The sequence below is a fragment of the Actinoplanes sp. NPDC020271 genome, from assembly GCF_044388125.1.
Lineage (GTDB): Bacteria > Actinomycetota > Actinomycetes > Mycobacteriales > Micromonosporaceae > Actinoplanes.
Genome location: NZ_JBIRWQ010000015.1, coordinates 52,315 through 73,164 on the forward strand (window position 1 = coordinate 52,315; position 20,850 = coordinate 73,164).

The 20,850-nt window shown below is 70.9% G+C and carries 20 protein-coding genes and 1 tRNA gene; 11 read left to right on the forward strand and 10 right to left on the reverse strand.

All coding sequences use genetic code 11. The annotated features are described in order from the left end of the window. Window positions 1–103: 103 nt before the first annotated feature. From ACH442_RS29200 to paaK, 4 genes are all read left to right on the forward strand, one after another. A tRNA-OTHER gene (locus ACH442_RS29200) sits at window positions 104–230 on the forward strand. 23 nt (window positions 231–253) lie between these two features. Beyond that, window positions 254–2,389: a hypothetical protein gene (locus ACH442_RS29205; protein WP_396341310.1), complete on the forward strand. Its 2,136-nt coding sequence runs from the start codon at window positions 254–256 to the stop codon at window positions 2,387–2,389. Window positions 2,390–2,600: 211 nt separating this feature from the next. Further along, on the forward strand, window positions 2,601–3,032 hold the full coding sequence (locus tag ACH442_RS29210) for a hypothetical protein (protein WP_396341311.1): 432 nt from the start codon (window positions 2,601–2,603) through the stop codon (window positions 3,030–3,032). Window positions 3,033–3,117: 85 nt separating this feature from the next. Further along, on the forward strand, window positions 3,118–4,389 hold the full coding sequence (gene paaK / locus ACH442_RS29215) for a phenylacetate--CoA ligase PaaK (RefSeq protein ID WP_396341312.1): 1,272 nt from the start codon (window positions 3,118–3,120) through the stop codon (window positions 4,387–4,389). Between the two features lie 44 nt (window positions 4,390–4,433). Here the strand turns inward: paaK and ACH442_RS29220 are convergent, their stop codons facing one another. The 3 genes from ACH442_RS29220 to ACH442_RS29230 form a co-directional block, all read right to left on the reverse strand. After that, the gene (locus ACH442_RS29220; protein ID WP_396341313.1) at window positions 4,434–5,126 is read right to left on the reverse strand and encodes a class I SAM-dependent methyltransferase; all 693 of its coding nucleotides are present in this window, start codon (window positions 5,124–5,126) and stop codon (window positions 4,434–4,436) included. 63 nt (window positions 5,127–5,189) lie between these two features. Beyond that, window positions 5,190–5,861, reverse strand: coding sequence for a class I SAM-dependent methyltransferase (locus ACH442_RS29225; protein ID WP_396341314.1), 672 nt, complete (start codon window positions 5,859–5,861; stop codon window positions 5,190–5,192). 51 nt (window positions 5,862–5,912) lie between these two features. Next, window positions 5,913–7,223 carry an MFS transporter gene (locus ACH442_RS29230; protein WP_396341315.1) on the reverse strand — a complete coding sequence of 437 codons (1,311 nt, stop codon included), beginning with the start codon at window positions 7,221–7,223 and terminating at the stop codon, window positions 5,913–5,915. 125 nt (window positions 7,224–7,348) lie between these two features. Here ACH442_RS29230 and ACH442_RS29235 point away from each other — a divergent pair, with 125 nt between their 5' ends. Together ACH442_RS29235 and ACH442_RS29240 are read left to right on the forward strand one after the other, a co-directional pair. Then, window positions 7,349–7,966 carry an allophanate hydrolase subunit 1 gene (locus tag ACH442_RS29235; RefSeq protein ID WP_396341316.1) on the forward strand — a complete coding sequence of 206 codons (618 nt, stop codon included), beginning with the start codon at window positions 7,349–7,351 and terminating at the stop codon, window positions 7,964–7,966. After that, the gene (locus ACH442_RS29240; RefSeq protein ID WP_396341317.1) at window positions 7,963–8,835 is read left to right on the forward strand and encodes a biotin-dependent carboxyltransferase family protein; all 873 of its coding nucleotides are present in this window, start codon (window positions 7,963–7,965) and stop codon (window positions 8,833–8,835) included. Before ACH442_RS29235 ends, ACH442_RS29240 begins: the two co-directional genes overlap by 4 nt. Before the next feature lie 38 nt (window positions 8,836–8,873). On the opposite strand, the gene ACH442_RS29245 is transcribed toward ACH442_RS29240, so the two are convergent. Together ACH442_RS29245 and ACH442_RS29250 are read right to left on the reverse strand one after the other, a co-directional pair. Next, a complete protein-coding gene (locus ACH442_RS29245) occupies window positions 8,874–9,566 on the reverse strand; it encodes a GntR family transcriptional regulator (protein WP_396341318.1) in 693 nt (230 codons plus the stop codon). Between the two features lie 129 nt (window positions 9,567–9,695). Next, a complete protein-coding gene (locus tag ACH442_RS29250) occupies window positions 9,696–10,616 on the reverse strand; it encodes a LysR family transcriptional regulator (protein ID WP_396341319.1) in 921 nt (306 codons plus the stop codon). A 72-nt stretch (window positions 10,617–10,688) separates the two neighbouring features. Between ACH442_RS29250 and ACH442_RS29255 the strand changes: the two genes are divergently transcribed. From ACH442_RS29255 to ACH442_RS29265, 3 genes are all read left to right on the forward strand, one after another. Continuing rightward, on the forward strand, window positions 10,689–11,615 hold the full coding sequence (locus ACH442_RS29255) for a DMT family transporter (RefSeq protein ID WP_396341320.1): 927 nt from the start codon (window positions 10,689–10,691) through the stop codon (window positions 11,613–11,615). Window positions 11,616–11,799: 184 nt separating this feature from the next. After that, the gene (locus ACH442_RS29260) at window positions 11,800–12,273 is read left to right on the forward strand and encodes a GtrA family protein (protein WP_396341321.1); all 474 of its coding nucleotides are present in this window, start codon (window positions 11,800–11,802) and stop codon (window positions 12,271–12,273) included. Window positions 12,274–12,386: 113 nt separating this feature from the next. Next, window positions 12,387–13,316 (forward strand): alpha/beta hydrolase, encoded by a 930-nt coding sequence (locus tag ACH442_RS29265; RefSeq protein ID WP_396341322.1) that lies wholly within the window; start codon window positions 12,387–12,389, stop codon window positions 13,314–13,316. Window positions 13,317–13,391: 75 nt separating this feature from the next. Here ACH442_RS29265 and ACH442_RS29270 read toward each other — a convergent pair whose 3' ends face one another. Both ACH442_RS29270 and ACH442_RS29275 read right to left on the reverse strand, forming a co-directional pair. After that, complete coding sequence (locus ACH442_RS29270) at window positions 13,392–13,769, reverse strand: VOC family protein (protein ID WP_396341323.1); 378 nt, start codon at window positions 13,767–13,769, stop codon at window positions 13,392–13,394. A 37-nt stretch (window positions 13,770–13,806) separates the two neighbouring features. Continuing rightward, window positions 13,807–14,265, reverse strand: coding sequence for a hypothetical protein (locus ACH442_RS29275; protein ID WP_396341324.1), 459 nt, complete (start codon window positions 14,263–14,265; stop codon window positions 13,807–13,809). Window positions 14,266–14,455: 190 nt separating this feature from the next. On the opposite strand from ACH442_RS29275, the gene ACH442_RS29280 reads away from it, so the two are divergent. After that, entirely contained in the window at window positions 14,456–14,944 is a 489-nt protein-coding gene (locus tag ACH442_RS29280) for a GNAT family N-acetyltransferase (protein WP_396341325.1), read from the forward strand. A gap of 479 nt (window positions 14,945–15,423) precedes the next feature. Here ACH442_RS29280 and ACH442_RS29285 read toward each other — a convergent pair whose 3' ends face one another. Both ACH442_RS29285 and ACH442_RS29290 read right to left on the reverse strand, forming a co-directional pair. Beyond that, complete coding sequence (locus ACH442_RS29285) at window positions 15,424–16,929, reverse strand: dolichyl-phosphate-mannose--protein mannosyltransferase (protein ID WP_396341326.1); 1,506 nt, start codon at window positions 16,927–16,929, stop codon at window positions 15,424–15,426. Window positions 16,930–17,195: 266 nt separating this feature from the next. After that, window positions 17,196–18,728 carry an alpha-L-arabinofuranosidase B gene (locus ACH442_RS29290; RefSeq protein ID WP_396341327.1) on the reverse strand — a complete coding sequence of 511 codons (1,533 nt, stop codon included), beginning with the start codon at window positions 18,726–18,728 and terminating at the stop codon, window positions 17,196–17,198. Window positions 18,729–19,007: 279 nt separating this feature from the next. On the opposite strand from ACH442_RS29290, the gene ACH442_RS29295 reads away from it, so the two are divergent. Continuing rightward, complete coding sequence (locus tag ACH442_RS29295; RefSeq protein WP_396341328.1) at window positions 19,008–19,808, forward strand: ATP-binding protein; 801 nt, start codon at window positions 19,008–19,010, stop codon at window positions 19,806–19,808. 15 nt (window positions 19,809–19,823) lie between these two features. Here the strand turns inward: ACH442_RS29295 and ACH442_RS29300 are convergent, their stop codons facing one another. After that, window positions 19,824–20,765 carry an endonuclease/exonuclease/phosphatase family protein gene (locus ACH442_RS29300; RefSeq protein ID WP_396341329.1) on the reverse strand — a complete coding sequence of 314 codons (942 nt, stop codon included), beginning with the start codon at window positions 20,763–20,765 and terminating at the stop codon, window positions 19,824–19,826. Window positions 20,766–20,850 lie beyond the last annotated feature (85 nt).

A 20,850-nucleotide genomic window follows, 5' to 3' on the forward strand; every position in this document is an offset into this window, starting at 1 on the left:
AACAGCTCAACAAACCGCAGCCGGCGGTCACCGTCCCGGCGAGCCCGGCGCCGTCGCGATAACCGTTGGCGTCGCCGCGAACGGGCGTGGCAGGATCCTCGCCGGGCCGTTAGCTCAACTGGCAGAGCATTCGGGTGAACAGTGCTTCCGCTCCCCGCGTCAGCGGTCATGGGGGCGCTTCCTTCTTCTCAGGGATCGAAGGGTTCGGGGTTCGAGTCCCCGGCGGCCCACTTCATCCGGAACGAGGTGCCACATGCTCGACAAGATCGTCATCCAGAAGACCCTGCGCGTGCCGGCGAGCGCCGGTGCCGCCGGCGACGGCACGGGCGTGGCCCGGCAGCTCGACGCGGCGCTGCTCGAAGCCGGGTTCGCGGCGTCGCGGGCGCTGCTCGGTCACGTCGGCGGGCTCGCACCGGGCCCGGCCATGGACGTGGCCGCCACGGTCGTGTCCGCGGCGCGCGAGCTGGTCGGCGACCACGTGCGGCACAACCCGTACTTCATCGATTTCCCGGCCGGGGTGCCGGACACGATCGAGTTCTGGGCCGAGCGGCTGCGCGCGGCCGTGCTCGTCGGTGGCGGCGAGGCGGTCCCCTCCGGCCCCGTCGATCTGCTCGGCCTCCCGGGGTACGGCACCTACCAGCACACGTACGCGGAAATGCTCCTCCGCCGTGACGAGCTGATCGCCTCCACCGGTGATCGGCTGACCGTGCTGCATCTCGGCGACAGCGCCGAGGTGGAGGCGGAGCGGCTCTACCTGGCGCTGGCCGGGAGCACGACGCCGCACGGCGAGGCCGACCTGGCAGTTCTCGCCGAGCTGGCGGCCGCGTGCGTGGACGGTCCGCAGCCGGCCGAGATCCCGGTGCGGGAGAACCGTGCCGTGCTCAATGGGGTCCGGCTGACGCGGGGCCGCCCGCTGGTCGCCGTCGACACCACGACCGACGTGCTGCGCCTGGCCTGCCAGGTCTCCGGTGGTGACGTCTCGCTGGCCGAGCCGACCCGGTTCCGCTCGTTCCGGCGGCCGGAGCGGCGGGTGCTGCTCGCCGCGCTCGACCGGATCATCGGCGCGAGCCCGGCCAAGCTGGGCGACATCAGCCGGTACGCCGAGCGGTGGAAGCGGCTCGGCGAGCGCCTGCACCCGCACGAGTTCGGCCAGTGGCCGCACGCACGGGAGGTGTTCGCGGTCGCGCGCGGCGAGCGCCGGGTCCGCACCATCGCCGGTCGCGCCGAAGCGGCGTTCCGGGACGGGGCGATCGGCTCGGCCGCGACGGTGCTGTCGGCCGCGCCGGGCCTGCTGCTGCGCTCGGCCGACCGGTTGCTGCGCCTCGCGCCGGAGGCGGAGCGTTCGGCCGTGGTCACGGCACTCACCGGGGCGCTCACCTCCGCGTCCGGGCGGGTGCTGCTGTCGCTGCGCGAGCACGTCGCCAACCGGCTGACGCCGGCCCCTTCCCGGATGTACGTGACCAGGTCGCGCCGTGCCTGGGTCGGCGCGGACGAGCGTCCGTCGCTGCCGTCCGGGCTGGTCGAGGAGGTGTCCGCGCTGCTCGACGCGGAGATCGGCGCGCGGCTGCCCGAGCCGGAACGGCCGTTGCTGGTCGACCCGGGGGTGCTGCGGGTGGCTCTGCCGCTGTCCGGGAAGACGTCCGAGGCCGGGTTCGCGGTGCTGCCGCGCGGGTCGCGGGCCCCGGTCACCGGTGAGCTGCTGCGGTTCTTCACGTATTGGCGGCAGACGAGCCGGAGCACCGACTACGACCTGTCGGTGCTGCTGCTCGACGAGACGTTCCACCAGGCCGGGCAGGTGTCGTGGACGAACTACCGGCACGACGGGGCGGTGCACTCCGGTGACCTCACCGACGCGCCGGACGGGGCCACCGAGTTCATCGACGTGCCGCTGACGGTCGCCGCGCCGTACGTGGTGCCGCAGGTCAACATCTACTCCGGGGAGTCGTTCGACGAGGTCGCCGAGTCGATGTTCGGCTACCAGACACGTGACGCCGGGCAGGAGGGGGCGCCGTTCGACCCGCGGACCGTGCGGGCCCGCTCGGTGATGCGCGGGCCGGGACGAGTGGCGCTACCGATCGTCTTCGCCCGGGGCGGGGAGGGGTGGGAGGCCGTGTGGCTGCACCTCTACCTGACCGGGCGGCCGGCGTTCAACCGGGTGGAGGGCAACGCGTTCACCACGGGTGACCGGGTGCGGGCGCTCGTCGAACGGGAATACCTGACGGCGGCGTATCTGATCGACCGGTGGCGGGCCAAGGGCGAGGTGATCATGTTCGACGGCGAGGTGCCGGAAGAGCCGGTCACGTTCATCGGGGTGGAGGCGCCCGACGGGCTCGCGGACGGGTCGGAGATCTACACTGTTGACCGGCTGCACGAGCTGATCCCGGCGTGAGGCGGGGGCCGAGGCCATGCGGGTGCTTCCTTCCATCACCGTTCGAATCGGGGACCTCCGCGTGAGCGGGGGACAGGCCGTACAGCACCTGCGCTCTCCTCGGCTCCCGCGTCGGCGGGATCCCTTCTGACCTGGACCGGCAGCTCAAGAGCGAGCCGCCTTTGTCGTGGCTGGTTACGCTCGGGGAATGTTGACGGCCAGGAGAACGAGCATGTGGCGCGGCCGCTACGAGATCGAGTCGGACGGCCGCCCGATCACCGTCTGGGACCCGTCGTGGTGGCGCGGCGGCGGCGACTTCGAGATCGACGGGCACCGTTTCCAGGTGCGATCCAACGGGTGGGGCACCAAGTACCGGATGTTCGACGAGGCCGGCAACGAGATCGCCCTGGTCGAGCGGGCCGGCCGCAAACACTGGTCGGTGGTGGCCGACGGCCGGGTCTACGAGTTCCGCCGCGCCTCGTTCTTCGGCAACCGCCAGGAAATGCTGGTCGGCGGCGTCCAGACCGGTTCGATGGAGCGCACCAGCGCCTGGACCGGCGCGATCGAGGCCGACCTGCCCGGCCTTCCGCTGTCGTTGCAGGTTTTCGTGGTCGGCGTGCAGATCGCGGTCTGGCAGGCTCAGCAGGCCGCCGCCGGCTCCTGACCGGTCGCTGTCCGCCGCCGGTTCCGGACGCCGGATCCAACGTGACACGCGGGCAACAGTCACGCATCGCCGGAGGGAGCATCCGATGCTCGACCCGATCGAGACCGCCTCTCCCGCCGAGCTGCGCGCCCTGCAACTGACGCGGCTGCGCCGGACGCTGCGGCACGCCTACGACAACGTTGCTTTCTACCGCCGGAAGTTCGACGAGGCGGGCGTTCACCCCGCCGACTGTCGTGCGCTCGAGGATCTGCGGCGCTTCCCGTTCACCACCAAGAAAGACCTCAGAGACAATTATCCGTACGGGATGTTCGCCGTCCCCCGCGAGCGCATCGCGCGCATCCACGCCTCCAGCGGTACCACCGGCCGTCCCACCGTCGTCGGTTACACCCAGCGCGACCTGGACACCTGGGCTGGTGTGATGGCGCGCTCGATCCGCGCCGCCGGTGGTCGTCCCGGCCATCGCGTGCACATCGCCTATGGGTACGGGCTGTTCACCGGCGGGCTCGGCGCCCACTCCGGCGCGGAGCGGCTGGGCTGCACCGTCATCCCGGTCTCCGGCGGCATGACCGAACGGCAGGTCCGGCTGATCGTCGACCTCGAGCCGGACGTCATCATGGTCACCCCGTCGTACATGCTGACGATTCTCGACGAGTTCGACCGGCAGGGCGTCGATCCCCGGACCACCGCCTTGAAGGTGGGAATCTTCGGCGCCGAGCCGTGGACCGAGGACATGCGCCGGGAGGTGGAGTCACGGACCGGTATGGACGCCGTCGACCTCTACGGACTGTCCGAGGTGATGGGTCCCGGTGTCAGCCAGGAGTGCGCGGAGACCAAGGACGGCCTGCACATCTGGGAGGACCACTTCTACCCGGAGGTCGTCGATCCGTCGTCCGGCGCCGCGTTGAGTGACGGTTCGATCGGTGAGCTGGTGTTCACCTCGCTGACGAAGGAGGCGATGCCGGTCATCCGGTACCGCACCCGTGACCTGACCCGCCTGTTGCCCGGCACGGCCCGCCCGATGCGCCGGATGGAACGGGTCACCGGCCGCAGCGACGACATGATGATCGTGCGCGGTGTGAACGTCTTCCCGACGCAGATCGAGGAACTGATCCTGCGGGTGCCCGGCCTGGCACCCCACTACCAATGCGTTCTCGACCGGCCGGCGCGCCTCGACGAGATGACGGTCCGCGTCGAGTCCCGCGACGGCGAACCGGGCGACGGCACCGCCCAGCGCCTCCAAGAGCTGATCAAACACAACATCGGGGTGTCGGTGAAGGTGGAGGTCGTGCCGCCGGCTGCGCTGGAACGCTCGATCGGCAAGGCCCGCCGCATCGTCGACAACCGTCCCCGCGCGTAGGACCGGCTGCCGGCGCGATTTCCTGGCGGGACGAAACCTCCGGGTCAGCGTTTGTGGCCGAGCCCGAACTGGAAGAACCGGCCGGTGTCGCCGATCTGCACGTCCAGGCCGGCCCGGCCGGCGGCGTCGATCAGCTCCCCGGCGGTGTAGAAATTCTTCACGATGGTGGCGCCGTCGCCGTTGCTCAGGCGGCGCCGCATCGTCTGCCCGGCCGCCGCGGTGACGTGCGGCTCGGCCACCGAGGCGGGCGAGTCGTCGACGAAGAAGACCGTCCCTCCGGGGCGCAGCCAGGAAGAAACCTTCACGAAGAACGGCCGCAGGCGCTCACGCGGCACGTGCGACACCCAGAACGTGAAGACCACGCTGTCGTAGCGGCTGTCGGTGTCCCAGGTGAACAGGTCGGCGATCTCCGTCCGCACGTGCGGCAGGCCGGCGACCGGGTTGCGCGCGAGCATCTCGGCGGAGCCGTCGACCAGCGTCAGCCGCGCGGCACGGGGTGCGAGGTGGACACTCCAGTTTCCGGTGCCCGGGGCGAGTTCGAGCACGTCGGAGCCGAGTTCCGCGTCCTGCAGAGCGGTCCGGGCGAGGCCGGCCTCCGCGAACCACGCGGTGTTCTCGGCCTCGCCCTTGTCGAAGGCGCCGCGGCGCAGCCACCAGTCGTCATACTCCGGGGCGCGCCGGGAGTAGTAGTCCAACTGCGCGGCGAGCTGCTCGTCGGAGACCAGGTCCTCAGTCACCTGCCGAGTCTAGGCCGCGTCCGGCCGGTCACCCGAGTGCGAGGCGAGGTCCACGAGGCAGGATCACGCGGCGGCGGTCCCGGTACCGGTGGAGGTGGCGGTGATGCGGCGGACCAGCATGTAGCCGTAGGGCGGCTCGACGCCCTCCGCGGGGATGCTGCCCTGGAAGACCAGGGTGAACCCGGCGGCGGCGAAACGTTCCTCCATCTCCTGGGCCGACAGGAAGTACCGGTCGAAGTCGACGCCGAGCTGGGTGCTCAGCCCGTTGCGCCGCAGTGTGCCGTCGCCGAGCTTGTACGCCGTGATCAGGTGACCGCCCGGCTTCACCACGCGCGCGAGTTCGGTGAACGCGGGGACCCTCGCGTCAGGTGCGAGGTAGATCAGCGAGAACCAGCAGACCACGCCGTCCAGCGCGGCGTCCTCGAAGGGCAGGTGCCGCAGGTCCGCGACCTCGTAAGCGAAGCCCGGGTTGTCCCGCCGGGCCACCTCGATCATCTTCGGCGAGAGGTCCACCCCACGCGGTGACAGTCCCCGGCTCGCCAGGTAGGGCAGGAGCCGCCCGGTGCCGCAGCCGACGTCCGCGACCTGCGTGCCGGTCGCGCGGGTGACCTCGGCGAACAGGTCGAGCACGGCGCGTTCGACCGGCAGTTCGTCCAGCAGGCCGGCGAAATTCTTCGCGTAGTACTCGGACAGCACGTCGTGCGCGTCGCGCAGTTCCTCGGTCCTGGCATCCATCCCCGTAGCCTTCCGTCGACCCCTCTGCAGCCGCAGAATCTACCGTGGACTTCACGCCGGGAGTGTCGTCCTCGTCGCCGGTGGGGCCGGGATGTCGTCGGTGGCCGGGTGGCGGGACGTCTCCGGGGCGAAGGCCAGCGCCACCAGCGTCAGCCCCAGTGCCGCCGCCACGTAGACGGAGACCGCGAACGCACTGCCGGTCGCCGCCACGAGCTTGATCGCGATGATCGGGGCGAGTGCGCCGCCGAGGATGCCGGCGATCTGGTAGCCCATCGACGCCCCCGAGTACCGCAGCCGCGTGGAGAAGAGCTCCGCCACGAAGGCGGCCTGCGGCCCGTACATCGCGGCGTGCGTGGCCAGCGCCACCACCACGGTCAGCACGATGACGACAGTATTCGCCGTGTCGAGCAGCGGGAAGAAGGCGAAACTCCACGCCGCGGCCGCCACCGCCCCGGCCGCGTAGACGGGACGGCGGCCGACCCGGTCGGACAGGCCGCCGAACAGTGGGATCAGGACCAGTTGCAGTGCGGACGCGACGAGCACACCGGTCAACGCGACCGTCCGGGGCAGACCCACGGTACGGGTCACGTACGTCAGGACGTACAGGGAAAAGGTGTAGAAAGCGACGTCGGTGCCGATCCGTGCGGCCATCGCGACCAGCAGCCCGCGCGGGTGGCGGCGCAGCACCTCGATCAGCGGAAGTTTCGGGCGGCTGCCCTGCGCAGCGAGCTCCGCAAACGCCGGCGACTCCGTGACCGCGACCCGGATCCATAGGCCCACCAGCACAAGCAGGCCAGAAAGAAGGAACGGGATGCGCCATCCCCAGCCGAGAAAGGAGCTCTCCGAAAGGGTCGCGGAGAGCAGCCAGAGCACGCCGGAGGCGAGCAGGTTCCCGGCCGGGACGCCGACCTGCGGCCAGGACGCGGAGAGCCCGCGACGCTGCGGGTCGCCGTGCTCGAGGGACATCACCACCGCGCCACCCCACTCGCCGCCGAGGCCGAGGCCTTGAAGGAAACGCAGTGTGACCAGCAGAATCGGGGCGGCGGCACCGAACGTGGAGTAGCTCGGCAGCAGTCCGACGAGGAACGTGGCGCCGCCCATCAGCAGCAGGGTGGCGACGAGGACGCCTTTGCGACCGTTCCGGTCACCGAAGTGACCGAAGAGGATGCCGCCGAGCGGCCGGGCGACGAAACCCACCGCGTAGGTGGCGAAGGCGAGCAACGTCGCGGTGAGCGGCTCGAAGCTCGGAAAGAACAACTTGCCGAAGACGAGTGCCGCGGCGGACGCGTAGAGGAAGAAGTCGTACCACTCGAGGGAGGTGCCGACGAGACCGGCGAGGATGACGCGACGACTGGCATGCATGGCGAGCTCCTACCTGGGGGTGGTCGTGGGCTGCGTGGTGCCGTGTGCCACACTCTAGGAATCGTTCAACAATCCGGCAATACCTCAATGTGAAGACTGTGTATCTCCGCCGAAAGTGAGCCACCATGCGTGCACGCCGGGCCGGGCCCTCGGCCGTCCTCCTGGAGTGGGACGACGAGGCCGCCGTCTCCACCGCCTACGACCTGCTGGTCGCGGCTCGGGCCGAGGGCGCGCTGACCGCGACGGAGATCGTTCCGGCGGCACGCACGGTACTGGTCGACGGGGTCACCGATCCTGATCGGATCCGGTCACTCGTGGAGGCCGGTGGGACTCGGGCGCCGTCGTCCGCCGCCGGGCCGCTGACCACGATCGAGATCCCGACGCGGTACGACGGCGCCGACCTCGACGACGTGGCGACGATGTGGGACACCGATCGGGCGGGGGTCGCGCGCATCCACTCGGGGACCGAGTTCCGGGTGGCGTTCTGCGGGTTCGCACCCGGGTTCGCGTACCTGACCGGGCTCGGGGCGCGGCATCACGTGGCTCGCCGGTCGTCGCCACGGACCCGGGTGCCGGCGGGAACGGTCGCGCTGGCGGGGCCGTACAGCGGGGTGTACCCGAGCGCGTCACCGGGCGGGTGGCAGTGCATCGGCCGTACCGAGGCCGTTCTCTTCGATCTCGAAAATGACCCGCCGGCGCTGCTCACACCGGGTGCCACCGTCCGATTCGTCGAGGTCCGGTGAGCGCGGTGCTGGAGGTGGTGCGCGCGGGCGCGCGGACCACGGTGCAGGATCTCGGGCGGCCGGGGTTCGCTCACCTCGGGGTGCCGCGCTCCGGTGCGGCCGACAGCGGCGCGCTGCGGCTGGCGAACCGCCTGGCCGGCAACCCGGAGGATGCCGCGGGGCTGGAGATCCTGCTCGGTGGCGTGCGGCTGCGGGCCGGGCGGGCGATGACCGTCGCGGTGACCGGTGCGCCGTGCTCGGTACGCGTCGGCGATCGCCCCGCCGACCCGGGCCTGCCCCTGGCGGTGCCGGCCGGAGCGATGATCACGATCGGTCAGGCACGCGCGGGGCTGCGGGTCTATCTCGCCGTCGGCGGCGGGATAGCGGTGCCTCCGGTGCTGGGTAGCCGGGCCACCGACACGCTCTCCGGGCTGGGACCCGAGCAGGTACGTGACGGCGACGTGCTGCCGGTCGGGGCGGTGTTCGGGCCGCCGCCCGGAGTGGATGTGGCGCCCTACCCCTCCCCCGGGAGTGAGCTGCGGCTACGGGTGTGGCCCGGGCCGCGCGACGACTGGTTCACCGGGGATGCCCGGGCGACGCTGTTCACGGCGGTCTACCGCGTGTCGCACGAGACCGACCGGGTCGGGGCTCGGCTGACCGGGCCGGTGCTGACCCGGGCGGTCGCCGGTGAGCTGCCCAGCGAAGGTCTCGTGCTCGGCGCGGTCCAGGTGCCGGCGAACGGGCAGCCGCTGATCTTCCTGGCCGACCATCCGACGACCGGGGGTTATCCGGTGATCGGGGTGGTGGATCCGGCTGATGTGGATCTGGTGGGGCAGGCTCGGCCGGGAACCGCCGTCACCTTCGTCAGAGCGTCTGCGGCCGGCCGGTGAGGGTCTCCGCCGCCACCCGTGGTCTTACCGGCCCCTGCTCATCGAGCCGCGGCGGCGTAGGCGGCCAGCAGCTGCGCCTCCGCGTCGTCGAAGTAGCGTTGCAGCGCCTCCTCGGCCGCGCGCGCGTCACCCGCGGCGAGCAGTTCGTAGAGCGCGCGATTGCCGGCCAGGTACGGCTCGTGCAGCTGCCGCGGGTCGGCCACCACCAGGAAGACCAGGCGCAACTCGGCCAGCAGCCCGCGAACCGTCTCGGCCACCCGGCGGCTGCCGGCCAGATCCGCGATCGCCTGGTGGAACCGCATGTTCGCGGTACCGACCGCACCCCAGTCGCCACGCGCCGCCGCGTCCTCGGCGGCCTCGATCGCCGCACCCGCCTGCGCCGCCGCTTCCGCGGGCACCGTCGACAGGTTGCGCAGGGCGCCGCACTCCAGGATGCGGCGGATCGCGTACAGGTCCCGGATGTCGGCGGTGCTCAGCAACCGGACGAAGACACCGCGGTTGAGCTGGTGCTCCAGCAGACCCTCGTGGGCGAGCAGCCGGAACGCCTCGCGCAACGTGTTCCGCGAGATGCCGAGCGCCTCGCGCAGGCTCTCCTCACTGAGCCGGGTGCCGGGCAGGAACACTCCCTCGGTGATCCGCTGCCGCAGGATGTCCGCCACCCGTTCCGCCGTGCTGCCGCGGTCGAGCAGCGCCCGATCACCCGCGAGCTGGGCGCCCCACTCGTCAGTCACGCCCAGATCGTAGAACAATCCTTCGCCGTACGGTGACGGGCCGCACTGCGATCCGCCTCTTCGCTGCACCGACTGCGCAGTTCCGGTCCGATACGAAGCCACACGGCCCGCCCTCCGCGCCGCCCTGCCTCACGTCGGCCCGAAAGTCGCGGCGCGGGCGGTCACCGCGCCGAGAAGAGCGGTCAACGCCGGCGCGGGCGGCGTGTCCCGCGTGGCCACCACGAGACGCCGTTTCAACGCGGTCTCCGCCACGTCGCGTACCGCGAAGGAATTGTCCCCGTCGGGAAGAGCGAGCGGCGGCATGAGCGCCACCGCCGCCCCGGCCCGCACCAGTTCCAGCTGCACGTCCGCGTCGTTGGAGTGATGCCGCAGGTCAGGCTCGTACCCGCCGAGCGCGCGGCAGGTACTTTCCACCATCGCGTGGTGGCCGGTACCTTCCGACGACGACGCCCAGATGTCACCGCGTAACCCGGCGATCGGCACCGGCCCGCCCGACCGGGCGAGAGGATGTGCCGCCGGCAGCACCACTCTGATCGGTTCCTCCAGCACCACGGCGAACCGCAGACCGGCTGGTCGCGGCCGTGGATGCCCGTCGTATTCGTCGCCGATCACCAGGTCGACCGCACCCAGCCGCAACCCCGGCAACGCCTGTTCGAGTTCCAGTTCGGAGATCTCCACCCGGACCCGGGGATGGGCGGCCATCATCGTCGCCACCGCCGGCACCAGCAGCCGTCGCGCCGCCGACTGCAGCCCACCGGCACGCACCGTCCCGCGCACGTCCCCGCTCAGCGCGGCCAGATCCGCCTCGGCCGCCTCCGCCGCGGCGAGCAGGACGCGCGTGTGCTGCACCAGCAACCGCCCGGCGTCGTTGAGCCGCAGGCCACGGCCGGCCTTCTCGAACAGCCGCAGGCCGGCATCCTTCTCCAGCAACGCCAGCTGCTGCGAAACCGTCGACGGGCTGTAACCCAGCGCCACGGCGACCGCGGCGAGGGTGCCGCGCTCCTCGAACTCGCGGAGAAACCGCAACCGCCGCAGATCCCATGCGACCATGCGGAAATCCTAACGAGTCAGCCCCGGAAAACATCGCTGGACCTGTTCGATCGGGTGCCGGACGCTGAGCACATGGGTCCAGCACTGTGTCTCGTCTCCGCGGCCTGCTTCGGCGCGATGGCGATTTTCGGCAAACTCGCCTACGACGCCGGGGTCACGCCGGAAGCGCTGCTGCTCGTGCGATTCACGCTTTCCGCCGTACTTCTGGGAACGGTTCTCGTCTGTCGCCGGAGCGAGCGGCAAGCGGTTCGCGGGCGGTTGCTGGTGACCGCTCTCGGCCTGGGCGCGGTCGGTTATGCCGCGCAGGCGAGCCTGTATTTCGCCGCGCTGGAAAGAATGGACGCGTCGCTGCTGTCCCTGATCCTCTACACGTTTCCGGTCATGGTCACGGTCGCGGCGGCATTGCTCGGCCGCGATCGGCTCACGCCCCCACGAATCGTCGCCTTGACAGCCGCGTCGGCGGGAACCGTGCTGGTTCTCCTCGGCGCCGGAACGGGCCGCGTTCAGGCCGACGGCGCACTGCTCGGCTTCGGTGCCGCCTTGACGTACACCGTCTACATTCTCGTCGCCGACACCGTCGTCCGCCGATTGACGCCGGTGCTTCTCGCCGTGCTGGTGATGACCGGAGCCGCCGCCACCCTGGGCGCACGAGCCGCTTTCACCGGCGGAGTCTCATTCCGTCTCCCGCCCTCGGCGTGGCTGTGGCTGGCCTGCACAGCGGTGATTTCCACCGTCATCGCCATGCTGACGTTCTTCGCCGGCCTGAAACGCACCGGACCGTCGACGGCCGCCATTCTGTCCACCTTCGAACCGGTCGTCACCACCGCGCTGGCAGCCCTGACCCTCGGCGAGTCACTGACCCCGATCCAGTTGCTCGGCGGCACCCTGGTCCTGTCCTGTGTCGTCGTCCTCCAGATCACCACCCGAACCCGATGGCGACGGTACGTCGAAAGCCCGCCCTCCCCCGTCGAAACTCCCCCGCTCCCCCAGCGCCGATAGCGCCACTGCGTCACCGGACCCCGCAATGTCGATCGCCGGCCGCCCCGAGACATGACGTCACCTTCCGCCCGCGAACCGTTCGCCGGATGTTCGCGCAGCCCGCTCGTGGAACCGCCGCCGCCAAGTACTGTTGCGCCCGAGCCGACGCGCCGCGGGAGCGTCGCCCGACCGAAACGATGCGGGGATGGCGGTCCAGGAGCAGAGCACCATCGGCACCCGATGGCCCGACCGGCTCGGCGACTTCCTCACCGCCTGGGTCGACCGCCTGCCCGCACGCACCCGCCGGTTCGTGACGCGGGACATGGCGGGTTTCGCCGTTCTGGGCTCGTTCACCTTCGCGGTCGACCTGGTCCTGCTCGCCGTCCTGCGGCACTGGACACCGCTGTCCCGGCCGGTGGCGGTGTCGATCGCGTACCTGGCGGCGTTCGTCCTGAACTTCGTCCTGAACCGCACGGTCAACTTCCGTTCGCACGCTCCGGCCGGTCCGCAGGCGTTGCGTTACGTCGCGGTCTTCGCCGGCGACTACGTCATCACCGTCGGCGTCACGACGGGCCTGGCCACGGTGGGTCTCCCGCTCGCCGCCGCCCGCCTCGTCGCCTCCGGGTTCGTCGCCGCTCTCACGTATTCGGCGTCCCGCTGGTGGGTCTTCCGGCGATAGTCCCGCGCTGCCGGCAAGTCCCCTCCCGGTAACCCTGGTCTGCCACGCCCAGGGTCCGCTACCGGGGCACCGGGCTTCCGCCCGGAGCACCGTACGGGAAAGAAGTTCTTCCCGTGAGAAAGGGCGATGTCGCCATGCAGAAGATCGACGTCACGTTCGACAGCCAGGGTCTCCGGATCGCCGGCAACCTGTACCTGCCCGAGGGAGACCAGCTTCCGGCCGTCGTGGTCGGACACCCCGGCAGCGGCGTGAAGGAGCAGGCCGCCGGGCTCTACGCCGGCAAACTCGCCGAGCAGGGGTACGCCGCGCTCGCCTTCGACGCCGCCTACCAGGGCGAGTCCGAGGGCCTGCCGCGTGGCCTGGAGGACCCGGCGCACCGCGTCGAGGACCTGAAGGCGGCCGTCAGCTACCTGACCACCCGTCCCGAGGTCGACGCCGAGCGGATCGGCGCGCTGGGCATCTGCGCGTCGGGCGGCTACGTGCTCAACGCCACCGCGAGCGATCACCGGATCAAGGCGGTCGCCACGGTCAGCGGGGTGGACATCGCCCGCCAGTTCCGTTTCGGCGCGGACGGCGACCAGGACCCGGCCGTCTTCCAGGGCATGCTGGACGCCGCCGCGGCCGCCCGTACCGCCGAGGCCCGGGGCGAGGGCCCGCAGAGCTTCCCGCTGTTCCCGCCGACCCCCGAGGCCGGCCGTGAGCTGGGCGGCGAGCACGGCTTCGAGGGCGTGGAGTACTACTGCACGCCGCGCGGGCAGCACCCACGCTCGACCACGGCGATGCCCTGGGCCAGCATCGACCACCTGGCGCTCTTCGACGCGTGGGCCGCGGTTCCGCTGATCGGCAACCGGCCGTTGCTGTCCGTTCTGGGCCGCCGGGCCGTCACCGCGTGGATGGGCATCGAGGCGTTCCAGCGCCACCCCGGCCCGAAGCGCCTGGTCTGGATCGAGGACGCGAGCCACGTCGACCTCTACGACAAACCGGAGTACGTCGACCCGGCCGTCAAGGAACTCGCCGGCTTCTACGCCACCAACCTCGGGTGAGCCGCCGTCGCCCGCCGCCGGGACGTCCCGGCGGCGGGCCGGTGCCTCCCCCGCCGGACGGCGTGACAGAACAGGTCAGCCGTTCGGGCGCCGGTCGACCGCCTGGAGCGACCACCGGTTTCCGTCCGGATCACGGAAGTACACGAAATTTCCCCACGGCTGCACGTCGACCTCGCCGACGGAGATCTCCGCCTCCACCAGCCCCTCGCGCGCGGCGTAGGCGTCGGCGACCACCACCTGGATCTCCTGCGTGCCCGGCACCTTGTCGGTGATGCCCTCGCCGATGGCGATCGAGCACGCCGACCCCGGCGGCGTGAGCTGCACGAACCGTAGACCGGCACGCACCTGGCGGTCGAGGTCGACGGTGAACCCGATCCGCTCGTAGAAATCCTTCGCCCGGTCCACATCGGTGACCGGCACCGGAATGAGCTCGATCTTCCACGTCGCTGTCATGCCACCATCGTCGCGCCGATTCCGGCCACTTCCTGACCTAACGCTGCTCCAGCACCGCGGAGATCGCCGGGTCCTCCCGCATCTTCCTGCCGGTCGCCTCGTCGGCCAGGCCCAGCGCCACACTGAGCGCGTTGTGCAGTGCCTGGGTCCGTTGCAACTGCGTCTGCCATTCCTCCGTACGGGAGGTCAGCTGATCCCGCGTGGTCTCCGCCGCCATCGCCGCGGTGTCGGCCGCGTCCCGCGCGGCGCCGGTCGCCGACGCGGCCGCCTGGCGGGTGAAGAAGTACGTCACGAACGCGCCGGTCACCACCCCGAGCACCGGTGAGAGTGTGCCGATGATGTCCGTCAACTCGGCCGCCGACCACCGTGCGGTGGCCGTGATGAGCACCCCGCCGAGCAGCACCAGGATTCCCATGGCCACCACGACGGCCGGCCACTCGCTCCCGATCCGCGCCGACGTCTCCGCTCTCCGGACGATCACCGCCACCTCCACCATCCCGATCCACCGTCGTGCTGCTTCCCGACCAGACCAGGCTCACCCCTTCGACGACATCGCGCGCCGGGGAAACCTCTGGTCTCGTCCGGACCCAGGACACGTCGGTGACGGGGCCACGGCGGGCACCCGGCCGGTGTAGCGTGGCGTCGATCCGCTATCAGGCACCACGCATCACACTCGGGGGAAGAAGATGACCGGGGACGGCGACGCTTCGGCCGGGGTCCGCCTGCGCGCCGTCGAGGACGGTGACCTCGACGTCCTCTTCGAGCACCAGGCCGATCCGGTGGCGGCGCGGATCGCGGCGTTCCCGTCACGCCGCCGGGAGCAGTTCGACGCCCACTGGGCGAAGCTGCGCCGCGACGACACGGTCATCCTGCGGACGATCCTGGCCGACGGCACGGTCGCCGGCAACCTCGGCAGCTGGGCGGACGGCGACCTCCGCCTGATCGGCTACTGGGTCGGACGCGAGCACTGGGGCCGCGGCGTCGCCACGCAGGCGCTCACGCTGTTCCTGGGCGAGGTGCCGGTCCGCCCACTGCACGCCTTCGTCGCCGCGAGCAACGCCGGCTCGATCCGGGTCCTGCAGAAGTGCGGTTTCCAGCGCGACCACGCGCAGGAGGCGCGGGAACCGGAGCCCGAGGACGGCGTCGAGGAGTTCGTCTTCGTCCTCGGCCGTTAGACGTCGCTGACCGGCCTCTCCGCGATCCCGGCCGCCGCCGGCGCGACGACAGTCGCGGTCGCCGACCGCGCCGGCCCGCACCTGCCCGTCATCGCGACGAGCGCGACGCGGGTCGGTCACGCCTGCCCGTCGCGTACGCGCAGAACGGTCTTGTCCCGGGTGCGGCCCTCCTCGCCCGAACGGTGGCTCGCCGAGCACACCGGCCATGCCGGTGCCGCCGCGGGTCTTCCGGTCGACCGGGTTCACTCCCCGGCCGCAGCACCTGCACAGCACGCTCGGCGTCACTCCGCAGGCCTGTCGCCGAACCTTCCGAGGTGTCCAGCCCACGCCCGCGTGATCTCGTTCACGGCACGTCGTCCCGGAACCCGGGGCCGGCAGCGCCCGGTGGTGCTCTCCGGCGCCGGAGACGTGATGGTCGGGCGACGCCATGGACACTCGTCGGGCGTGTCGGCGGCGCGCCGCGTTTCGCCATCAGCGCGTCAGATCCAGCGGTTGCCCAGCCACATCCGGGACAACCAGGAGTCGTACGGGATCAGGTTCCCGACGAAGATCGGGTAGAAGTAGGCGAAACTCAGCGCCACCAACGCCACGTAGACGCCGGTGACCACCGTGCCGAACACCCGCCCCTGCGGCGAGGCGGTCAGGGCGCCGAGCACGTAGACCACCGCGAGGATCAGGAACGGCAACGCGGGTAGCACGTAGAAGGAGAACATGGTCCGGCTGTCGGCCACCGCGAAGTAGAACCACGGGACGAGGCCCGCCGCCGCGCCGGTGAGGATCGCGTAGGCCCGCCAGTCCCGCCGGGAGATCGCCAGCCAGAGCAGCACCGCCAGCGCCGGTAGAAATGACCACCACAGAATCGGTGTGCCGAGCAGCAGGATCTCACGGATGCAGTTCGGTGCCCCGCAGCCGGTGCCGGGGTTGTTCGGCCAGTAGAAGGCGACCGGCCGTCCCAGCAGCAACCACTGCCACGGCCACGACTGGTAGTTGTGCGGCTTGGTCAGGCCGGTGTGGAACCCGAACGCGCCCTGGTGGAAGTGCAGCAGGTTGAGCAGCGCCCCGAGCACCGGCGGTTCGCTCATCCCGTGCTGCGCGCGGTAATGCCGGTCCCACCCGCTGTCGGTGACGAACCAGCCGGTCCAGGTCGCCAGGTAGAAGACGAAGCCGAGCATGAAGCTCATCAGGCCCCACCCGAGGTCACCGAGGAGCCCGGCGAGAGGTCCGGGAACCCCGGCCGACCGTCGCGCCTGCACCCGCCAGGCCACGATCAGCACCGCGAAGAACGGGAGGAAGAACAGCCCGCTCCACTTGACCCCGCAGGCCAGCCCGAACAGCGCACCGGCGGCGAGCAGCCACCACGGCACGATCCGCGGCGCCTTCTCCAGCGGCCCGTTCTCGCGCGCCCGGAGCAGGCGACGCCGGTAATGGTCGCGGTCCAGCAGCATGGCGGCGAAAGAGGCCAGCACGAACAGGCCGAGGAAGACATCCAGCAGCGACGTCCGGGAGAGCACCAGCTGGAAACCGTCCAGCGTCATCAGCAGACCCGCCAGGCCGGCGAGCACGATCGAGTGGAACATCCGGTACGCGACCCGGATGAGGACCAGGATCATCAGGGTCCCGGCGATCGCGGCGGTGAAACGCCACCCCAGCTCGGTGTTGCCGAAAATCTTCTCGCCGACGGCGATCAGCCATTTGCCCAGCGGCGGATGCACGACGTAGCCGGCGGAGTCGGACTTCTCGTCCCACTCCACGCCGTGCTGCAGCATGTCCCAGGCGTCCGTCGGGTAGTAGACCTCGTCGAAGACGTACCCCTTGGGGTTGCTGATCCCGGCCAGCCGCAGGATGCCCGCGGCCGTCGTGATGACCACGGTGACCAGCCAGGAGTAGGGGTCGAGCCAGTTCTCCAGCGTCGCCAGCCGCCGCCGCACGACGTCGGGCACACCGCTGCCGGGCCGCACCACCGGATCGGTCACCGCCGTTGTCATTCGGGCGATCCTAGAGATTCCAACAATTCGGTACGTCCTCGGGTCGCCCTTCGTTACCGCACGGCTCCACGAACGGGTCGCCGTTCTCGCCGGCACCCGCCCACCGGCGCCCGCCCACCCACGCCGCCGTTCCCTTCCCGCGCAGGCCGCCGCCGCGTCGCCCGTCGCCGGTGTCGGCACGCCGGCGCTCCTGATGTACGCGCCCGGGTCCGAGTCCGATCCTGCGCCGGGCGGACGGGGGCGCCCGGCGCAGGCAGGTCAGCGGGTCAGGAGGTCCATCCGGCGGAGACCACCCAGCTGACGTCGTCGGCGAAGGCGCTCGCCGCATCGAAGGTGTGGACGCCGCCCTGGCTGGCGACGTAGCCGGTGTTGTTGTAGTGCCGGACGTAGCGGGTCGGATAGTTGAAGGAGCGCAGCGCGTTGCCCTGGCCGTTGAGTCCGGACTGCGGGCAGAAGGTGGCATCCTGCTTGAACAGCGTGCTGTTGTCGTTGGCGTTGAGGTAGAGCTGGAATCCGGAGTGCCGGAGGAAACTTCCGGCCGTGTCCTTGGACTCGAAGGAGACGCAGGAGCTGTTCGCCAGACCGGCGCGGACGGTGAAGGATGCCTGCGCCTTCAGCGTGGCCGCGCTCGACGACGTGACGACCTGGGTGGCGACGCTGGTGCCGGAGTGCGCGAGGTACCGCGTGGTGCAGCAGGCCGTGGTGGCGCGCAGGGACACCGACGAGCCCACGGTGACCGCCGGGCCGCTGGCCGGCGAGGTGGTGGCGTAACCGGCGGCGGTGATGTTCGCCTGCACGGCGTTCTCGGTGGCGTCCGACGGGTAGCCGGAGGTCATCACGCCCTCGTAGAAGGTGCCCTGCGCGCTGACGCTGTTGTCACCGCCGATGCCGAGGATGATCGCACCTTCCTTGTGCATCGGGTTGTAGCCGGACTTGTTCGGCCGGACGCCGCTGTAGAACGTCGACAGCGAGCCGGACTGGGCGTTGCCGCCGCGGATCGACCACTGGTTCGGCCCGCCCTTGAGGGTGGCGGTGAGGAACCGGTGGGTGATCGTCGGGTCGCCCGAGTTGTTGCCGGCGTTGTAGCCGCTGAACAGGCCGTTCTCCAGGTCCGCCATGATCCACGGGCCGCTGCCGGAGCCGGTGCCCCAGCCGGTGCTGGTGCCGAAGTAGAGCGCTTCCATGTGGCCGTTACCGGTGTCGAGGCTGTTGGTCTCGGCGTTGCCGTAGTCGAAACAGCAGCCGCCGTTGTAGTGGGTGCCGTCGAAGATGGCGTACATGCCCTCGGCGGCGTCACCGGTGGCGATCCCGTTGGTGTTGTTGTTGCGGTAACCGGTGCCGGGCGAGATCCAGACGCCGTACGCCTTCTTCCCGCCCACCGTGACCGGGGCGCCCGTGGCGCCGGCCAGGTTGTCGTAGCCGTTGACGTCCGGTCCCTGGAACCCGCCGGGCGGGGCCTGGGTCAGGTGGTTGCCGCGTCCGGACTGGTCGTAGATGACGGTGATCAGGCAGGTGGTGCCGGCGCAGAAACTGTCCTGCGCGGCGGCGTTGGCCACACCGCCCGCCGTCAGCGGGGCGATGGTGGTGGTGGCACCGTCGGAGTTGCGTTTCACCTGGTAGAGAGCGCCGGTGTAGGCGCCGTAGAGCGCCCGGGTGGTGCTGTGCGCGGCGACGCACGGGGTGCCGCCGGAGGCGTAGATGTCGCACGGGCCGGTGCCGGCGGCGTCCGCGGGACCGGCGCTGACCAGGACGCCGGCGGCGACGATGCCCGCGATTGCGAGGCTTCTTGCTTTCACCATGGGGACTCTTTCTGGGAACGGGGGTGGATGTGAGCGTTAACAACCGCGCATGATCTCCGTGGTGGCCGAATTTCGACGCGCGAGGGAAAGAACCGCCATCGCCGGGGTAGCGATCAGTGCCGCAGTGACGACCGTGATGTGTTATCGCTCACAGGGGTATGCCGCCGATTGAAACACTGCCGTAACGAGGCTGTCAACGCATCGATGACCGCCGTGCCGTTCCCCGATACGGGTGACGAGGTTGCGGTCCCGGACCCGACAAGCGTTGGGTATAACGTTGTGCGACGAGCCCCTCACGCTTTAGCGACGACCACCGAACGCGACCTGGACAGCGGCGTCACCACCGTCCGCCTCCGGGGTGATCTGACCCTCGCCGGCATCGGCGTCGTGCACCTCGCGGTGAGCAAGGCGGCCGCCGAGTGCCCGGCAGCGGTCGTCGTCGACCTGGCCTGGTTCGGGCACACGGATCCGGCCCACCTCGGCATCTTCGCCACCGTGACCTACGAGGCGCAGACCCATTGGGGCGTTCCCGTGATGCTCTGCCGCGCCACGGAGGAGGTCGCCGGCGGGCTCGGCGGGTTCCGGTCCCACGTGGCGCTCTACGAGGACCATCACCTCGCCATGCTCGCCGTCCGCGCCCACGTGCCCCGCTGGGTCCGGCAAAAACTGCCACCGGCACCGGAGAGCGCCGGACACGCCCGCTCCCTGGTCGGTGGCGCCTGCGCGAGCTGGCAACTGCCGCACCTGCGGGACCCGGCCCGGCTGGTCGCCTCCGAGCTCGCGAACAACGCCATCCAGCACGCCGGCACGGACTTCCACGTCATCGCGGCGTACACCGGGCAGTATCTGAGGATCGCGGTGAAGGACGGCAGCCGCGCAGTCCCGCGGGTCACCGGCGGACCACCCGTGACCGGCGCGATCATGGCGCCGGGGACGGGCCGTGGCCTGCGCATGATCGCAGCGGCCAGCGCGCACTGGGGAGTGACCACGACGCCCGGCGGGAAGATCGTCTGGTCGTTGTTGCGGCCCCAAGCGGGTCCCGACGAGGCGCCGGCCGGGCCACGCCGCAGCCCCGCGTGATCCGCGGGACAGAACCTAGGCCTCACAGCTGCCGAGATCGGCGAGAACCGTCCGGTGATCGCTGCCGGGCGCGTCGACGACCCAGGCGCGGCGGGTGGTCATGCCGCGTTGCAGCAAATGATCCGGGCGTACCAGCGGAAAGCGGGCCGGCCAGGTGAAACCGAAACCGGCGCCGGCTTCCTTCTGCGTGTCGGTCAGCGGTGCCAGCACGTCGAAGTGGCGGTCGGTGGTGGCGGTGTTCAGATCGCCGGCGAGCAGCAGGCACGGCGCAGGATCGGCGTGGATCACGCCGGCCAGGGCGGTCAGCGTCCGGTTGCGTTCGGCGGTGCGACCGGCCCGGGCCGACGCCAGATGCACGGCGTAGACCCGGACCCGTCCGGAACCGGTGCGCACCGTGGTCCGCAACGCCCTGGTCCAGCCGATCTGGATGTCGACCGGCTCGGTGTCCGACAACGGCAGGCGGCTGAACACGGCGACGGTGCCCGCGTTCGCCTGGAACGGGTAGGCGTCGCCGAGGCGGGCGGCAACCGCAGGACGGTTGGCGGCGGTGACTTCCTGCAGGACGATCAGATCCGGCGCCGCGGACACCAGCGGGTCCAGGGCGGGCTCCACCGTGGCGGCACCCAGGTTGAGCGAGGCGACCCGCAGGTCGTGCGGGCCGGAGCCGGCCCGGTCGGCCAGATCGGGACCGAACATCAGCGCCCAGACGAGCACCGGCACCATCGTCGCGGCAACCAGCACCGGCCGGCGCACCAGAACGGCGACGGCGACGAGCACCAGAACCGGTGCGGCCAGCCACGGCAGCGCGCTGTCCAGGACGGAACCGGCCGAGCCGGGCACCCATCGATGAGCCACCATGGCGCCGCTGAGCAGCACCGCCGCGGTCACCGGCGCCACGACCGCGGCCCGTGCCGGGCGCCGGGTGCGGACCGGCTCGGTGGCCACGGCGACGTTCATCGCGCCACCATAGCCAAGATCATCAACTGGGTGGCCGGGAGGCACGGAGTACGCCGGGAGTTCACCACCTAGGGCCATTTCGGGA

Bases quoted from the DNA above. Each gene is read 5' to 3' on its own strand.
- ACH442_RS29205 (WP_396341310.1), top strand. From the start codon at position 254: ATGCTCGACAAGATCGTCATCCAGAAGACCCTGCGCGTGCCGGCGAGC.
- ACH442_RS29210 (WP_396341311.1), top strand. From the start codon at position 2,601: ATGTGGCGCGGCCGCTACGAGATCGAGTCGGACGGCCGCCCGATCACC.
- paaK (WP_396341312.1), top strand. From the start codon at position 3,118: ATGCTCGACCCGATCGAGACCGCCTCTCCCGCCGAGCTGCGCGCCCTG.
- ACH442_RS29225 (WP_396341314.1), bottom strand. From the start codon at position 5,861: ATGGATGCCAGGACCGAGGAACTGCGCGACGCGCACGACGTGCTGTCC.
- ACH442_RS29230 (WP_396341315.1), bottom strand. From the start codon at position 7,223: ATGCATGCCAGTCGTCGCGTCATCCTCGCCGGTCTCGTCGGCACCTCC.
- ACH442_RS29235 (WP_396341316.1), top strand. From the start codon at position 7,349: ATGCGTGCACGCCGGGCCGGGCCCTCGGCCGTCCTCCTGGAGTGGGAC.
- ACH442_RS29250 (WP_396341319.1), bottom strand. From the start codon at position 10,616: ATGGTCGCATGGGATCTGCGGCGGTTGCGGTTTCTCCGCGAGTTCGAG.
- ACH442_RS29255 (WP_396341320.1), top strand. From the start codon at position 10,689: ATGGGTCCAGCACTGTGTCTCGTCTCCGCGGCCTGCTTCGGCGCGATG.
- ACH442_RS29260 (WP_396341321.1), top strand. From the start codon at position 11,800: ATGGCGGTCCAGGAGCAGAGCACCATCGGCACCCGATGGCCCGACCGG.
- ACH442_RS29270 (WP_396341323.1), bottom strand. From the start codon at position 13,769: ATGACAGCGACGTGGAAGATCGAGCTCATTCCGGTGCCGGTCACCGAT.
- ACH442_RS29275 (WP_396341324.1), bottom strand. From the start codon at position 14,265: ATGGTGGAGGTGGCGGTGATCGTCCGGAGAGCGGAGACGTCGGCGCGG.
- ACH442_RS29280 (WP_396341325.1), top strand. From the start codon at position 14,456: ATGACCGGGGACGGCGACGCTTCGGCCGGGGTCCGCCTGCGCGCCGTC.
- ACH442_RS29285 (WP_396341326.1), bottom strand. From the start codon at position 16,929: ATGACAACGGCGGTGACCGATCCGGTGGTGCGGCCCGGCAGCGGTGTG.
- ACH442_RS29290 (WP_396341327.1), bottom strand. From the start codon at position 18,728: ATGGTGAAAGCAAGAAGCCTCGCAATCGCGGGCATCGTCGCCGCCGGC.
- ACH442_RS29300 (WP_396341329.1), bottom strand. From the start codon at position 20,765: ATGAACGTCGCCGTGGCCACCGAGCCGGTCCGCACCCGGCGCCCGGCA.